A 14546-nucleotide genomic window follows, 5' to 3' on the forward strand; every position below is an offset into this window, starting at 1 on the left:
TTTGCGTCGCGCCTGAATCGACCTGATGGCCGATGTGCGCCGGCTCACCGTTCAGCGGAGTGATGATAACTCTCCGTGATCCACCGTTACCAGGTGAAGGTCCCCGTCCGGCCCGGCGGAAATCGCGCGGTGCGGGGTTGACGCTTCATGGCCACCAGCCGCGCCAGGCGCGGTCTTACGGTCGGCTCCACGTCCGTTCCTGTCTCCGGGCCACTCCCGGCGACAGGCCTATCGACGAGCGCGGCGAGATTGAGCGCGGCGTTGACATCGCGATCAAGGGTCAGGCCGCAGTACTCGCAGCAGAACGTTCGTACGCGCAGCGGCAGTGTGGGTTTCACTGCCTTCACGAGGGCGAGGCCCCAATTGAACGCGACGCGTGCGGCACCGCAATGCCGTGCCAGCGCGCCCACCTGACGCGGGGACGGGTCCAATGCGAAACGGTAAGCGCGGGTGACCAGCAAACTAGCCACACCTCCCGCAGGCAACCGGTGCTCGACATCAATACCGGGCGGTCGATCTTCATCGGACACGATCGGCACCGTAGCGCTGAGGACCGACAATCGTGGGTAGTTCTTGCGCGGCGCCAACCCCGACGCGCGGTGGAGCAAAGCTGGTCAGGCACCATGTGGAGGTGACAAGGATCGTGGCGGGCGCCGCCGGGGGCAGGCGGCTCGCGGTGCCGCCCAAGGGCACCAGGCCGACGTCGGACCGGGTGCGCGAGGCTCTCTTCAGCGCGTTGGAGGCCGGTGTGGGCCTGCATGGCGCCCGGGTGCTCGACCTCTACGCGGGCTCCGGCGCGCTCGGGTTCGAGGCGCTGTCCCGTGGGGCGGTCCTGGCCACGATGGTGGAGGCCGACCGCAACGCCGTCGGCGTCCTCAAGCGCAACGCCGCCATCGTCGCGCTGCCCGGCGCCGACATTCGGGCCGGGCGGGTCACCCAGGTCCTCGCCACCGGCGCCGCCGAGCCCTACGACCTGGTCATGGCCGACCCGCCCTACGCCGTCGAGGGCCCGGAACTCGCGGTGATGCTCAACGCCTTGGTCGACTACGGCTGGACCGCGCCCGGCTCGACGGTGATCGTCGAACGGTCCACCCGTGCGGGCGTGCCGGACTGGCCCGCCGCCCTCGTGCCCGAACGGTCCCGCCGCTACGGCGATACCGAGTTGCACTGGGCCTCGCAAGTGAGTGTCGACACGGACTCCGACTGATCCCCGGCTGCTACGGTCCAAATCCATGACGCGCGCAGTTTGCCCGGGCTCGTACGACCCGCCCACCAACGGCCACCTCGACATCATCGAGCGGGCCGCGGCGCTGTTCGACGAGGTCGTGATCGCCGTCATGATCAACAAATCGAAGCGCGGCCTGTTCACCGTCGAAGAGCGGATGGACATGCTCGCCGAGACCTCCGCCCACCTCCCCAACGTCCGCGTCGACTCGTGGCATGGGCTGCTGGTGGACTACTGCACCCAGAACGACGTCCAGGCGATCGTGAAGGGCCTGCGCGCCATCAGCGACTTCGACTACGAGCTGCAGATGGCGCAGATGAACCAGGGCCTCACCGGCGTGGAGACCATGTTCATGCCGACCAGCCCGCTCAACAGCTTCCTGTCCAGCTCCCTGGTCAAGGAAGTCGCGACCTACGGCGGCGCGGTCTCGCACCTGCTCCCGGAGATCGTCCACGCCCGCCTCCTCAAGCGCCTGGCCGAGAACGCCGCGGCGAACGAGAGCTAGGGGAACGGTGCGGATCATCACAAGCCCGCACCCCGTCACAAAGGAACACGCCCACTCGATCTCCACGTGCGAAGCCCGGTAAGCGGGCAGAATCGAACGGGGAGCCGTCACGTCCCACGGCGTGGAGGTGGAGGAGGAGCTGTGTACAAGGTCTTCGAGGCGATCGACGAACTGGTCACGATCCTGGAGGAAGCCCGGGGCGTGCCGATGACGTCGGGCTGCGTGGTGCCCCGCGGTGACGTCCTCGAACTGCTCGACGAGGTGCGCGACGCGCTGCCCGCCGAGATCGACGACGCCCAGGACGTGCTCGACCGCAAGGACGAGATCATCGGCGGCGCCGAACACCAGGCCGAGCAGTCCCGCTCCAAGGTGGCCCTCGAAGCCGAGCAGCTCGTCGCCGACGCCCGCGCCCAGGCCGAGCGCCTCATCGCCGACGCCACCGCGCACGCCGACCGCCTCGTCGCCGAGGCCCAGGACGAGGCCGACCGCACCGTCGCCGCAGGCCGCGCCGAGTACGAGAGCCTGGTCGGCCGCTCCCAGTCCGAGGCCGACCGGATGCTGCAGGCGGGCCGCGAGTCCTACGAGCGCGCGGTCGAGGAAGGCCGCTTCGAGCAGGCCAGGCTGGTCTCGCAGACCGAGGTCGTGCAGGCCGCCCACGCCGAGTCCGCCCGCATCCTCGACGCCACCGCCGACGAGGCCGCCCGCAAGCGCGCCGAGTGCGACGACTACGTCGACACCAAGCTGGCCGAGTTCGAAGACCTGCTCAGCCACACCCTGCGCACCGTCGGCAAGGGCCGCACCCACCTGCGCGGCGTCATGAACGGCGTCCCCGCGGGCGCCGTCCCCTTCGACTACCACGGCTGACCCGCGAGTCCCCCGTTCCCGACAGTGAGTTCCCCGTTCCCGACACTGAGTTCCCCGTTCCCGACACTGAGTCCACGCTCAGGACGTGCCGGGATCTCGGACTCGTTGTCGTGAACGGGGAACTCACTGTCGTGAACGGGGAACTCACTGTCGTGAACGGGGAACTCACTGTCGTGAACGGGGAACTCACTGTCGTGAACGGGGAACTCAGTGTCGGGAACGGGCGACTCGCGATCTGATTTCCGGTTTCACGGTGGCTCACGTACCCTGTTCTAGCTGGCCGCGCGGACATCCGCGTCGGCCCCACCAATCCACGAAGGCGTGACCGAGTCCACCATGTCCGAGAAGCGCAAAGGCCCGGCCCGGCCGGTCCTGACCAGCCCGTGGGTCATCGACACCCGTGAGCTGGGAAGGCGACCCGGATCCTCGCGACCGGTCCACCGCACCGCCCAGGCCGACTACGCCATCGGGCTCGAAGGCGTCATCGCCGTGCCCGCGGGCGCCGATGTCGATCTCGACGTCCTGCTGGAGTCCGTCGTGGAGGGTGTCCTGGTCTCCGGGGTCGCCGCCGCGCCGCTCGCGGGGGAGTGCTCCCGGTGTCTCGACCCGATCACCGACGAGGTCGAGGTCGACATCACCGAGCTCTTCGCCTACCCGCTGAGCGCGACGGTCGAGACGACCGACGAAGACGAGGTCAGCCGCCTGATCGACGACCTCATCGATCTTGAGTCAGTCGTCCGCGACGCGGTCGTCCTGGCACTGCCGCATGTGCCGCTGTGCAGCCCGGACTGTGCCGGTCTGTGCACGGACTGTGGTGGCAAGTGGGCCGAACTCGGCCCGAATCATCGGCATGAGACCATTGATCCTCGATGGGCCGCGCTCCAACAGCGGTTCCAACAGGATGATGGCTGAGACAACACAGTCTGTAGCGTCGTTGTAACTGTCCGTCCTGCTCACACAGCTTGCTCAGAGGAGATCAGTCGTGGCCGTCCCCAAGCGGAAGATGTCGCGTTCGAACACCCGCTCGCGCCGGTCGCAGTGGAAGACCACTGCGGTGCACCTGGTGAACTGCTCGAACAAGGCTTGCCGGGCCCCGAAGCCGCAGCACATCGCCTGCCCGACCTGCGGCCAGTACGACGGTCGCCAGGTCGTTCAGCCCGCGTGACCGTAGGTTCACGCCATGGGGGCTAAGGCGTCTCGAGGTCCGACCGCGGATCCGTCAACGCTGCTCGACGCGCTCGGCGTCCACTTGGACGCCGAGCTGCTCGTGCTCTCGCTGACGCACCGCTCGTACGCGTACGAGAACGGCGGCCTGCCGCCCAACGAGCGCCTGGAGTTCCTCGGCGACGCGGTCCTCGGCCTCGTCGTCACCGACCACCTGTACCGCCGCCACCCCGACCTGCCCGAGGGGCAGCTCGCGAAGCTGCGGGCCAGCGTGGTCAACATGCACGCCCTCGCCGGTGTCGCCCGCGGTCTGGGCGACGGCGGTCTCGGCGCGCACCTGCTCCTCGGCAAGGGGGAGGAGCTGACCGGTGGCCGCGACAAGGCGAGCATCCTCGCCGACGGCTTGGAAGCGGTCATCGGCGCGGTCTACCTCCAGTACGGCATCGACACGGCCCGCCAGGTCGTGCACCGCCTGTTCGACCCGCTGCTCATCGAAGCGCCGCTTCGCGGAGCCGGGCTCGACTGGAAGACCAGCCTGCAGGAGCTCACCGCGTCCGCGGGCCTCGGCGTGCCGGAGTACCGGGTGCGCGAGGAAGGCCCGGACCACCGCAAGGAGTTCACGGCCATCGTCGTCGTCAACGGCCAGGGCTACGGCAACGGCGACGGACGCACCAAGAAGGAAGCCGAGCAGAAGGCCGCGGAAGCGGCTTGGCGCGAGCTTTCCGAGTCGATCGACGCCAAGCGGTCCGACGAGTCCTGAGTGCCCGAGCTGCCTGAGGTCGAGGTTGTCCGCCGGGGTCTGGAACGCCACGTCACCGGTCGCACGATCGCCTCGGTCGACGTCCTGCACCCCCGTGCCATTCGCCGCCACGTCCCGGGCGCGATCGACTTCGCGTCCCGGCTCGTGGGGCATTCCCTTGACGCCGCGCGCCGCCGCGGCAAGTACCTGTGGGTCGAGCTGAGCTCGGGTGAGGCCGTCCTGGCCCATCTCGGCATGAGCGGGCAGATGCTCGTCCAGTCCGCCGACGCGCCCGACGAGAAGCACCTGCGGGTCCGCGTCCGCTTCGCCGACGACGGCCCCGAGCTGCGGTTCGTCGACCAGCGCACCTTCGGCGGCCTGTCCGTCGAGGACACCGTCGAAGTCGACGGCGAGACGCTGCCCGAGCCGGTCGCGCACATCGCCCGCGACCCGATGGACCCCGCGTTCGACCTCGACGCCGCCGTCCGCGCGCTGCGGGCCAAGCGCACCGAGGTCAAGCGGGCCCTGCTGGACCAGACCGTGGTGTCCGGCATCGGCAACATCTACGCCGACGAAGCCCTCTGGCGTGCCCGGGTGCACTGGGCGCGGCCCACGGAGCGGCTGTCCGCGGCGAAGGCTCGTGAGCTGATCGGCGCCGCCACCGACGTGATGGCCGAGGCCCTCGTCGCGGGCGGCACGTCCTTCGATGCCTTGTACGTCAACGTGAACGGCCAGTCCGGCTACTTCGACCGGTCGCTGGCCGCCTACGGGCAGGAGGGGCTGCCGTGTCCCCGCTGTGGCAGCCCGATCCGCCGCGAGCCGTTCATGAACCGCTCATCGTTCTCCTGCCCGCGCTGCCAGCGCCGCTCATGACCCGCTGCCGTACGGCCGGGTGAGGATCTCCAGCGCGTGCCCGTCGGGGTCGTCGAAGTAGACGCCCCGGCCGTCGTCGTTGGTGTTGATCTTCCCGGTCTGCAGGTGGAACGGGTCGGCCCAGTAGGTCAGGCCGCGGTCCTCGACCCGGCCGAAGATCACGTCGAACTCGTCCTCGCTGACAAGGAACGCGTAGTGCTGCTCGGTGATCTCCTCGAGGGTGTCGATGAAGTCGAGCGTGACGTCGTTCGCGGTCCGCACGCACAGGAACGGGCCGAACAGGAACGGCTCGGGCAGACCCAGGACGTCGGCCATGAACTTCGCCGAGACGGCCTTGTCCCGGCAGTTGACGATGGTGTGGTTGAGCTGGACGGCCATGGTGGTCCTCCCGGTGCGGATGCTGCCCTCCACGGTAGAACGCGCAGTCAAACCGCTGGGGTCACCAGTTTCCTTGTTGCGCGGTACTGCGTAATGCGCAATAGTGCTCATAGCGCGATACCGGGGAGGGTGCATGGATACGAGCCAGCTGCTCAAGGGAGTGCTGGACCTCGCGGTGCTCGCCGTGCTGCGGGATGAGGACGGCTACGGCTACGACGTTCTCAGACGACTGCGGGGCGGCGGCATCGAGGAAGTCGGGGACGCTTCGGTCTACGGAACGCTGCGGCGGCTGTACAAGGCGGGGTACCTCACTTCTTATGTGGTGCCGAGCGACGAGGGGCCGCACCGCAAGTACTACGGACTCAACGACTTGGGCCGGGACCGGCTGGTCGAGACCGAGCAAGCCTGGCGGGCGTTCGCCGAGACGTTGGACGGGATTCTGCGAAAGGGGAAGGCGGCGTGAACAGCGACACTCGCCTGGAGCTCGACGAGTACCTCGTGCGGGTGCGGACGGCGTTGGCCGACCTCCCCGCCGACGAGCTGACCGAGCTGATGGAGGACGTCGAGCCGCACGTCACGGAGGTCTTCGGCGAGGACGGTTCCCCCGTCGAACGCCTTGGCACACCGGAGGACTACGCGGCCGAACTGCGTGCGACGGGTGGCTACCCGCCGCCGCCGAACCAGACCACGCCCGCGGTTCCACGCAAGCTGGCGGGCCGGTTCGCCCTGTGGGCGCTGGCGATCACGACACTGGTCGCCCTGATCGTCGGCATCGCCGGGGTCGGAGAGCGCTCGGGGAGCCCGTTGGCCGCGGTCCTCCTGTTCCTGCCGCTGTTCGCGGCCGCGGTGTGGCTCATCTTCACCGGCCGCGTCCGCCGCTCGGACATCGAGGAGCTGCGGGAGTACCGCTGGGCGGTCCGGACGGGACTGAACCTGCTCCAGCCCGCGGCGGTGGACTACCTGCGATCCCTGCGTCCCGCGTGGACGGTCCTGCGGATCGTGGTGCTGGCACTGGCTTTCCTCGCTGTCATCAGCCGAGCGCCAGGCTTCGCGGTGGCGGTCCTCATCGCGGCGGGTGTGCTGCTGTGGACGGCGGGCCGGGTCAAGACCGACCGCAGGCTGCTGGCGATCACGGTGCCCGGCAACGCTTTCGTCGTCGGCTGCGGTATCGCGCTGGCGGTGGCGGCCGCGTCGTACAACGGCGGCACGACCTACTACGGCGGCGGATATTCGGGCAATGGCTTGTACTACCACGGCAGCCCACTGTCCAATGTGTACGCGGTAGACGTCGACGGAAAAGCCATCGACGAGTTCTACCTCTACGACGAGGACGGCAGGCCGATCACGGTCTACCGCCCCTCGTGTGGTGAGCACACGGACAACCGCAACCGTTTCCCACTGCCGCGAATCGTCTACACCAACGGCATTTGCGACGAGCGGACCGGTCTCCCGTTCGTGCCGCTGCCCCCGTCGGTGTCGATGGTTCCGTCGACTTCGGGCACGGTGACCGCACCCCCATCGACCACGGCGACTTCGGTGCCGCCGTCGACGGGCGCGTCCACACCGGAGAAGGCGCCGGTCACGACTGCGGCCGTCCCGCCGACGGGCTGAGCCTCGGGGTGGGGAGTGAAGGTGGGAGCGGGCATCGGGGGCCCGCTCCCACCTTCGTTTCGATGACAGGTCGGTCGTCAGCTCGGTGACACAAGTTCGACGGTCGGGAAGCAAGTCCGATATCGCCGAGCGTCCCGAGTGAGCAGCGCGAACTTGCTGACGGCGGCGCCGATGTGGAGTCAGGACGGGGCGCGGTCTTCAGCGTTGAACAGCGCTCACTCGCTCCGAGTGATAGTCATGATCTCGTCGGTGCTCATGGCGACATCCCCGCGGCCTGGCAAGTTCGCCACAATGCGTCGCCCGCGTCGGCCGTGAGTGCGGGACCGCTTGAGTCGAACCTCTTCGCCTTCGAGGAGGAACTCGACTTCGTCACCAGGCAGCAGACCGAGTTGTTCGCGGACCGCGACAGGGATGGTGACTTGCCCCTTCCTGGTGAGTCTCATGAAGCAACAGCAGAACCGTGCTGGGTACGGGCTCGAGTCAGTAGCCGAACATCTGGGTCCAGTAGTAGCCCGGCCCCGCCAAGCCCACGCCCATCGTGCGCACGTTGCAGTTGAGGATGTTGGCGCGGTTGCTGGAGGAGTTCATCCACGCGTTCATCACTTCTTCTGGCGTGCGGGGGCCGCGGGCCAGGTTCTCACCTGCGGGCATCCAGTAGCCCTCGTCATAGGCGCGCTCCATGTAGCTGCGGCCGTCCTGGCTGGTGTGCGAGTAGTAGTTGTTCGCGGCCATGTCGGCGCTGTGCGCCTGGGACGCGCGGTTGAGCCTGCTGTCCAGGGACAACGGCGCGCAGCCGAACTGGAGGCGCCAGTTGTTCACGATGTTGAGCACCTTCGGCGGGACGGAGCTGTCCACCGGCGCGGGCGCCGCCGTGGTGGTGGCCGGGGGGCGGGTCGTCGTGGTGCCGGGGCCGTTGGTCGGTTTGGGGCCGCCCGACCCGGGCTTGCCGGGTTCCGGCTGCCCCGGTGTCGCCTCCGCGGAGGTCGAGGGCACGATGCTGCCCACGGCTGAGGACGGCGGGGGCGCGGAGATGCCGGTCGCGCTCGCCGACGCCGTCGGGGGCAGCGACACCGTGGGGTGCGTGGGATCGAGCGGTGTCGAGGTCGCGGGGACGTCCAGGGAAATCCGGCTGGGTTTCTCGTTGATCTTGGATGGACTGCCCAGAAGCGTGACGACCCCAGCGGTGCCCGCGCCGACCGCGAGCGCGACAAGAACGGCCTGCACTAGCCCACTACGTCCACGACGGTGTGTCACGGTCGCGGAAGGTACCACCAACGAGTGGATCTACGTGAATACTCCGAAACTCTCTGTTACGGATTCGGTTCCGTAGTCGTAGTAGTCACCGGAGGCGTCGTTGTCGTGGTGGTGGTTGTAGTCGTGGTTGGCGGCTTCGGAGGAGTCGTGGTCAGCGGGGCCGGTGGCCGAGTCGTGGTCGTCGTGGTTGTGGTCGTACGGCGCTTCGTCGTGGTCGTCGTCGCGTCCGTGGTGGTCGACTCTGTCGTCGTCGTGGTGCTCTCCGTCGTCGACGACGACGGCACCTCCGACGAGGACGTGGACACGGTGCTGGTCGTCGACGTGGGCTTGGCGGAAGTGGTCTTCACCGGGGCGGCGGGCGCGATCGGGCTCGCGTCGTCGCTCTCGCTCGAGGCGAAGGCCGCGACGGCGGCGAAAACGGTCGCCACGACGACACCGGACACACCCAGGATCGCGTAGGGCGCGCGGCGGAGACCTGGTGTTTCGTCGTCCACTGGTGACACTTCGACCCGGTCTGCTGGCTCGGACATGCAGGTCCACTCCCCCTGACTCGCGAAGCGAGCCGGTTTGTCGGCCGTGACGGCGCGGAAAAATACCATCTCGGGGACGGCCTGCTACCCGTGCGTACGATTTCTCACTGTGGGTGTTTGGCCCGTCGTGCGGCAGGATGACGCTGTGTCACAGCCCGAGAACCGTGCCGATCGCGTCCGTCTGACCGCGTGGGTGCGCGGCCGTGTCCAGGGCGTGGGTTTCCGGTGGTGGACCCGCAGCCGCGCGCTGGAACTCGGGTTGTCCGGCTGGGCCCGCAACACCGCCGACGGTCGGGTCGAGGTGGTGGCCGAAGGCGCGCGCGACGAGTGCGACCGGCTCCTGCAGGCGCTGCAGTCCGGTCAGGCTCCCGGCAGCGTCGACGCCGTGGTCGAGCAGTGGGGACCGGCGAAGGGGACTGTCGAGGGGTTCGTCGAACGGTGACCGGTGAACCGATCCCGTCCCACCCGCGTAGGCACTTACGTGGGTGATGACCCGGGACAGGACGAGCATCTCGTCCGCGAGCTGTACGACCGCTACCGGCGGCCGTTGCACAGCTACGTCCTGCGCGCCGTCGGCAACGATCACCAGCGCGCCGAGGACATCGTCCAGGAGACCCTGCTGCGCGCCTGGCGCCACGCGGACCGGCTCCAGGTCGACCACGCGGGCCCGTGGCTCTACACCGTGGCGAAGAACCTGGTGATCTCCGGCTACCGCAAGCAGAACGCGCGGGTCGCGGAGGTGCCCATCGAGACCGACTGGGCCCGCCCGACCGACGACTTCGAGCAGGTCCTGCAAGGCTGGCAGGTCGCCGAGGCCATGCGTGCCCTGTCGAGGGACCACCGCGAGGTCATCGGCCAGCTGTTCTACCGCAGGCGGACCGTCGCCGAGGCCGCCAAGGTCCTCGGCATCCCGGCAGGCACCGTCAAGTCCCGCACGTTCTACGCGTTGCGGGCCTTGCGCGACGCCCTGGAGGAACGAGGGGTGACCGAGCCGTGAGCTGCCTGCTTCTCACTTCCGTCGGCGCCTACGTCCTCGGCGCCCTCGACCCGGCCGACCGGGCCGAGTTCGAGGCGCACCTCGCGGGCTGCGCCTCCTGCAAGGCCGAGCTGCTGCGCATGGCGCCGCTGCCGGGTCTGCTGCACCGGATCACCCCGGAGGACTACGAGGACCAGCCCGACCTACCCGAACCGGGACCCGAACACGCACCGCTCGCCGAGCCGGTCCCGCTCCGCAAGCGGGGCCCCCGGCGGCAGTGGCCGCTCGCCGCCGCCGTGGTCATCGTGGTCGCCCTGGGCGCGGGCACGGCCGTCCTGGCGCAGAACCAGCGCGAGCCCGAGCCGACGGTGGTCAGCTGGTCGGCGAAGGACACGGCCAGCGGGGTGGGCGCCGACGTGGCGCTGACCGACCGCCCGTGGGGCACCGAGGTGAGGATCACACTGCACGACGTGCCCGCGGGCAAGCCGTGCAAGCTCGTGGTGCGCGACCGCGAGGGCGGCAGGCAGGTCGCGGGCTGGTGGTCGACGACCTTCGAGCCTGGTGAGACCATCCCGGGCAGCACGTCGTTCGATCTTGCCCGGATCGCCCAGGTCGAGGTCGTGACCGATGACGACAAGGTGCTGGTCACGGTCCCCGCCCCGGCCTGACACGCCGCCGAATGGCCCCGCCTCCCCGGGTGGCCGCATATCCGCAGGTAGTCTCTCCCGGATACAGCACTCGGAAGGGCCGGTTTCGTGCACCTCAAGAGCCTGACGCTGAAGGGCTTCAAGTCTTTCGCCTCGGCGACGACGCTGAAATTCGAGCCGGGGATCACCTGTGTCGTCGGACCCAACGGGTCGGGCAAGTCCAACGTCCTCGACGCGCTGCGCTGGGTCATGGGCGAGGGCAGCGCCAAGGGCCTGCGCGGCGGCAAGATGGAGGACGTCATCTTCGCCGGCACCTCCGGCCGCGCGCCGCTGGGCCGCGCCGAGGTCACGCTGACGATCGACAACTCCTCCGGCATCCTGCCGATCGAGTACTCCGAGGTCTCCATCACGCGCCGGATGTTCCGCGACGGGGCCAGCGAGTACGAGATCAACGGCAACGGCTGCCGACTGATGGACGTGCAGGAGCTGCTGTCGGACTCCGGCATCGGCCGCGAGATGCACGTCATCGTCGGACAGGGTCAGCTCTCGGCGATCCTGGAGTCCAAGCCCGAGGAGCGCCGCGGGTTCATCGAGGAGGCCGCGGGCGTCCTCAAGCACCGCAAGCGCAAGGAAAAGGCACTGCGCAAGCTCGACGCGATGCAGGCCAACCTGACCCGCCTCAACGACCTCACCGCAGAGCTGCGCCGCCAGCTCAAGCCGCTGGGCAAGCAGGCCGAGATCGCCCGCCGGGCGCAGAGCGTGCAGTCGGAACTGCGCGACGCGCGCCTGCGCCTGCACGCCGACGACCTGGTCAACCAGCGCGAGGACATCGCCCGCGAGGAGGCCGACGAGGCGAGCGCGCGGCGCAAGCGCTCCGAGGTCGAGCAGGCCCTGGAGATCTACCAGTCCCGCCAGACCGAGCTGGAGGACCAGCTCGCGGTGGACGCGCCGATGTTGGCCGCCGCCCAGGAGACCTGGTATCGGCTCTCCGCTCTTGAAGAGCGGTTGCGTGGCACTGTCCGGCTCGCCGTGGAGCGCGCGCGCCACCTGTCGGCGTCGGTCGAGGCGCCGCGCGGTGGTCGCGACCCGGACGAGATGGAAGAAGAGGCCGAGCACACCGCGATGCGCGAGGCCGAGCTGTTCGAGGCCGTCGCGGAGGCCCGCTACACGCTGGCCGAGTCCACCGAGCGCCGCGGTGAGCTGGAGCAGCTCGTGCGGACCGCCGAGAAGGCCCACATGGCCGCCGTGCGGGCCATCGCCGACCGCCGCGAGGGCCTGGCCCGGCTCGCCGGTCAGGTCGAGGCGCTGCGCAGCAACACCAACGCCACCGCCGACGAGATCGAACGGCTCTCCACCGTGCTGGCCGACGCCAGTGACCGCGCCGAGTTCGCCGCGCGGGAGCTCGCCGAGGGCGAGGCCGCCACCGGCACCGAGGAAGGCGACGACGCCGGCCTCGATGAGCGCCACCAGCGCGCCGTGCGGGCCAACGACGCGGCCAAGGCCCGGGTCGAGGAACTGGTCAAGGCCGAGCGCGACGCCGAGCGTGAGATCGCTTCGTGGAAGGCCCGGGTCGACGCGCTGTCGATGGGTCTGGCCCGCAAGGACGGCGCGGGCGCGCTGCTCGCCGCGAGCGACCGGCTGCCGGGCCTGCTCGGGTCCGTCGCCGCGCTGCTGACCGTCGAGCCGGGTGCCGAGGCCGCGCTGGCCGCCGCCCTGGGTCCGGTTGCCGACGCGGTCGCCGTGGCCGACCCGGAAGGCGCGGTCGCCGCACTGCGGATGCTGCGCGCGGGCGACGCGGGCCGCGCGGGGATGCTGGTCGGCGGACCGGCGTATACGTCGGACCGCTCGTCCTGGCCGACGCTGCCCCCGGGGGCTCGCTGGGCCGTCGATCTCGTGCGGGCGCCGGACGCCCTGTTGCCCGCCGTGCACCGCGCGCTCGACAAGCTGGCCGTGGTCGACGGCCTGCCCGCCGCGCAGGCGCTGGTCACCGAATACCCCGAGCTGCGGGCGGTCACGGCCGAGGGCGACGTGCTGGGCGCGCACTGGGCCGTCGGCGGGTCCGAGCGGGCGCAGAGCGTCATCGAGGTGCAGGCCGCCGTCGACGAGGCCAACGCCAAGCTCGCCGCCACCGAGCGGTCGCTGGAGGGCTCCGCCGCCGCGCTCGAAGGCGCCCGTGCCGAGCAGCAGGCCCGGCGTGCCGAGGTCGGCGCGGTCAAGGAAGCGATGAACGAGGCGCGGGTGCGGGCGGCTCGGTCCTCCGAGCGGCTCAACCGGCTGCGCCAGGCCCTGCGGGCCGCGCAGGCCGAGGTCGAGCGGGCCACGTCGCAGCGCGCGAAGGTCGAGCAGGCCCGCGAGGAGTCCTTGCTCAAGCTCGCCGACCTGGAGGAACGTCTCGCGGTCGTGCAGGAGCAGGAGGTCGAAGACGAGCCCGACTCCGCCGAGCGCGACGAGTACACCGCCGAGCTGGCCACGGCTCGCCAGGAGGAGATGGAAGCGCGGCTCGTGCTGCGCACCGCCGAGGAACGCCACCGCGCGCTGCAGGGCAAGGCCGACGGCCTGCGCCGGGCCGCCCGCGCCGAGCGGGAGGCCCGGGAACGCGCCACCCGCGCGATGGCCGCCCGCAAGCGCGGCGCCGTCGTCGCCCAGGCTGTCGTCGAGGGCGGTGAACTGGCTTTGCGGCGCATCGCCGGGTCACTGCGCCGCGCCGCCGAGGAACGCGACGTGGTGCAGGGGCAGCGGGCCGAACGCGAGCGGGTGCTCGCCGAGGTGCGCGCCAAGGTTCGCGAACTGGCGGGCGAATTGGAGAAGCTGACCGACGCAGTGCACCGCGACGAGGTGCTGCGCGCCGAGCAGCGGCTGCGGCTCGAACAGCTGGAGACGCGCATCGCCGAGCAGTTCGGCATCGGCCTCGACGACCTGGTCGCCGAGTACGGCCCGACCGTCCTGGTGCCGCCGAGCCCGGCCGAGCTGGCCGAGTACGAGCTGGCCAAGGAGCGTGGCGAGGACGTCACGATGCCGCCGCCGTCGCCGTACGACCGCGACACCCAGGCCCGCCGCGCCAAGCGCGCCGAGCGCGACCTGGCGCTGCTGGGCAAGGTCAACCCGCTGGCCCTGGAGGAGTTCGCGGCGCTGGAGGAGCGCTACAAGTTCCTCTCCACGCAGCTCGAAGACCTCAAGGACACCCGCCGCGACCTGCTCACGGTGATCAAGGATGTCGACGAGAAGATCCTGGAGGTCTTCACCTCGGCCTACGCCGACGTCGCCCGCGAGTTCGAGATCGTGTTCAACGTGCTGTTCCCTGGCGGCGAGGGCCGGATGATCCTCACCGACCCCGACGACATGCTGACCACCGGCGTCGACGTCGAGGCCCGGCCGCCGGGCAAGAAGGTCAAGCGGCTCTCACTGCTCTCCGGCGGCGAGAAGTCGCTGGTCGCGGTCGCCATGCTGGTCGCGATCTTCCGCGCCCGCCCCTCGCCGTTCTACGTGATGGACGAGGTCGAGGCCGCCCTTGATGACACGAACATGCGGCGCCTCATCGGGTTGCTGGAGCAGCTGCGGTCCAGCTCGCAGCTGATCATCATCACCCACCAGAAGGCCACCATGGAGATCGCCGACGCCCTCTACGGCGTCAGCATGCGCGGCGACGGCATCACCCAGGTCATCTCCCAGCGCCTGCAGCGCACCGACCGGGACGCGGCGATCGAGGAGCCGACCGAGGAAGACCCGGCCGCCTGAGACACGACGAAGCCCCGATCGCGCGCGATCGGGGCTTCGCTGTCA

The 14546-nt window shown here is 69.9% G+C and carries 18 protein-coding genes; 14 read left to right on the plus strand and 4 right to left on the minus strand.

All coding sequences use genetic code 11. From position 1 onward, the window contains the following. Positions 1 to 86 precede the first annotated feature (86 nt). Positions 87 to 530: a helix-turn-helix domain-containing protein gene (locus tag ACUZ2Y_RS27650; protein WP_476324357.1), complete on the minus strand. Its 444-nt coding sequence runs from the start codon at positions 528 to 530 to the stop codon at positions 87 to 89. An 80-nt stretch (positions 531 to 610) separates the two neighbouring features. On the opposite strand from ACUZ2Y_RS27650, the gene rsmD reads away from it, so the two are divergent. From rsmD to mutM, 7 genes are all read left to right on the plus strand, one after another. Continuing rightward, the gene (rsmD, locus tag ACUZ2Y_RS27655; protein WP_476332098.1) at positions 611 to 1207 is read left to right on the plus strand and encodes a 16S rRNA (guanine(966)-N(2))-methyltransferase RsmD; all 597 of its coding nucleotides are present in this window, start codon (positions 611 to 613) and stop codon (positions 1205 to 1207) included. 25 nt (positions 1208 to 1232) lie between these two features. Next, positions 1233 to 1730, plus strand: a complete 498-nt coding sequence (coaD, locus tag ACUZ2Y_RS27660) for a pantetheine-phosphate adenylyltransferase (RefSeq protein ID WP_476324359.1) — start codon at positions 1233 to 1235, stop codon at positions 1728 to 1730. Positions 1731 to 1871: 141 nt separating this feature from the next. Continuing rightward, positions 1872 to 2594 (plus strand): DivIVA domain-containing protein, encoded by a 723-nt coding sequence (locus ACUZ2Y_RS27665; protein WP_476324361.1) that lies wholly within the window; start codon positions 1872 to 1874, stop codon positions 2592 to 2594. Between the two features lie 336 nt (positions 2595 to 2930). After that, entirely contained in the window at positions 2931 to 3506 is a 576-nt protein-coding gene (locus tag ACUZ2Y_RS27670; protein ID WP_476332100.1) for a YceD family protein, read from the plus strand. A 70-nt stretch (positions 3507 to 3576) separates the two neighbouring features. After that, on the plus strand, positions 3577 to 3759 hold the full coding sequence (gene rpmF, locus ACUZ2Y_RS27675) for a 50S ribosomal protein L32 (RefSeq protein ID WP_091370894.1): 183 nt from the start codon (positions 3577 to 3579) through the stop codon (positions 3757 to 3759). A 15-nt stretch (positions 3760 to 3774) separates the two neighbouring features. Continuing rightward, positions 3775 to 4518 (plus strand): ribonuclease III, encoded by a 744-nt coding sequence (gene rnc / locus ACUZ2Y_RS27680; protein ID WP_476324363.1) that lies wholly within the window; start codon positions 3775 to 3777, stop codon positions 4516 to 4518. Beyond that, positions 4519 to 5370 carry a bifunctional DNA-formamidopyrimidine glycosylase/DNA-(apurinic or apyrimidinic site) lyase gene (mutM, locus tag ACUZ2Y_RS27685; RefSeq protein WP_187223839.1) on the plus strand — a complete coding sequence of 284 codons (852 nt, stop codon included), beginning with the start codon at positions 4519 to 4521 and terminating at the stop codon, positions 5368 to 5370. Here mutM and ACUZ2Y_RS27690 read toward each other — a convergent pair. Beyond that, positions 5365 to 5748, minus strand: coding sequence for a VOC family protein (locus tag ACUZ2Y_RS27690; protein ID WP_476324365.1), 384 nt, complete (start codon positions 5746 to 5748; stop codon positions 5365 to 5367). The genes mutM and ACUZ2Y_RS27690 overlap by 6 nt on opposite strands. Positions 5749 to 5881: 133 nt before the next feature. Here ACUZ2Y_RS27690 and ACUZ2Y_RS27695 point away from each other — a divergent pair, with 133 nt between their 5' ends. Both ACUZ2Y_RS27695 and ACUZ2Y_RS27700 read left to right on the plus strand, forming a co-directional pair. Continuing rightward, positions 5882 to 6211: a PadR family transcriptional regulator gene (locus ACUZ2Y_RS27695; RefSeq protein WP_476324367.1), complete on the plus strand. Its 330-nt coding sequence runs from the start codon at positions 5882 to 5884 to the stop codon at positions 6209 to 6211. Then, complete coding sequence (locus ACUZ2Y_RS27700; RefSeq protein ID WP_476324369.1) at positions 6208 to 7359, plus strand: DUF1700 domain-containing protein; 1152 nt, start codon at positions 6208 to 6210, stop codon at positions 7357 to 7359. The genes ACUZ2Y_RS27695 and ACUZ2Y_RS27700 overlap by 4 nt, the downstream gene beginning before the upstream one ends. Positions 7360 to 7574: 215 nt before the next feature. Here ACUZ2Y_RS27700 and ACUZ2Y_RS27705 read toward each other — a convergent pair whose 3' ends face one another. Together ACUZ2Y_RS27705 and ACUZ2Y_RS27710 are read right to left on the minus strand one after the other, a co-directional pair. Then, positions 7575 to 7802, minus strand: coding sequence for an AbrB/MazE/SpoVT family DNA-binding domain-containing protein (locus ACUZ2Y_RS27705; RefSeq protein ID WP_476324371.1), 228 nt, complete (start codon positions 7800 to 7802; stop codon positions 7575 to 7577). A 37-nt stretch (positions 7803 to 7839) separates the two neighbouring features. Continuing rightward, positions 7840 to 8583: a CAP domain-containing protein gene (locus tag ACUZ2Y_RS27710; protein ID WP_476324373.1), complete on the minus strand. Its 744-nt coding sequence runs from the start codon at positions 8581 to 8583 to the stop codon at positions 7840 to 7842. Positions 8584 to 8760: 177 nt separating this feature from the next. Between ACUZ2Y_RS27710 and ACUZ2Y_RS27715 the strand changes: the two genes are divergently transcribed. From ACUZ2Y_RS27715 to smc, 5 genes are all read left to right on the plus strand, one after another. Continuing rightward, a complete protein-coding gene (locus tag ACUZ2Y_RS27715) occupies positions 8761 to 9072 on the plus strand; it encodes a hypothetical protein (protein WP_476324375.1) in 312 nt (103 codons plus the stop codon). Positions 9073 to 9288: 216 nt separating this feature from the next. Then, on the plus strand, positions 9289 to 9585 hold the full coding sequence (locus tag ACUZ2Y_RS27720) for an acylphosphatase (protein ID WP_476324377.1): 297 nt from the start codon (positions 9289 to 9291) through the stop codon (positions 9583 to 9585). Between the two features lie 39 nt (positions 9586 to 9624). Then, a complete protein-coding gene (locus ACUZ2Y_RS27725) occupies positions 9625 to 10140 on the plus strand; it encodes a sigma-70 family RNA polymerase sigma factor (protein WP_476324379.1) in 516 nt (171 codons plus the stop codon). After that, a complete protein-coding gene (locus tag ACUZ2Y_RS27730) occupies positions 10137 to 10787 on the plus strand; it encodes an anti-sigma factor family protein (RefSeq protein ID WP_476324381.1) in 651 nt (216 codons plus the stop codon). Before ACUZ2Y_RS27725 ends, ACUZ2Y_RS27730 begins: the two co-directional genes overlap by 4 nt. Before the next feature lie 87 nt (positions 10788 to 10874). Beyond that, positions 10875 to 14501, plus strand: a complete 3627-nt coding sequence (gene smc / locus ACUZ2Y_RS27735) for a chromosome segregation protein SMC (protein ID WP_476324383.1) — start codon at positions 10875 to 10877, stop codon at positions 14499 to 14501. Positions 14502 to 14546: the final 45 nt, after the last annotated feature.

The organism is Actinokineospora sp. UV203 (assembly GCF_056323665.1).

What these genes read in the sequence shown, in the direction of transcription:
- ACUZ2Y_RS27695 (WP_476324367.1), top strand. Translation starts at nt 5,882, where the DNA reads ATGGATACGAGCCAGCTGCTCAAGGGAGTGCTGGACCTCGCGGTGCTC.
- ACUZ2Y_RS27670 (WP_476332100.1), top strand. Translation starts at nt 2,931, where the DNA reads ATGTCCGAGAAGCGCAAAGGCCCGGCCCGGCCGGTCCTGACCAGCCCG.
- coaD (WP_476324359.1), top strand. Translation starts at nt 1,233, where the DNA reads ATGACGCGCGCAGTTTGCCCGGGCTCGTACGACCCGCCCACCAACGGC.
- rnc (WP_476324363.1), top strand. Translation starts at nt 3,775, where the DNA reads ATGGGGGCTAAGGCGTCTCGAGGTCCGACCGCGGATCCGTCAACGCTG.
- ACUZ2Y_RS27705 (WP_476324371.1), bottom strand. Translation starts at nt 7,802, where the DNA reads ATGAGACTCACCAGGAAGGGGCAAGTCACCATCCCTGTCGCGGTCCGC.
- ACUZ2Y_RS27690 (WP_476324365.1), bottom strand. Translation starts at nt 5,748, where the DNA reads ATGGCCGTCCAGCTCAACCACACCATCGTCAACTGCCGGGACAAGGCC.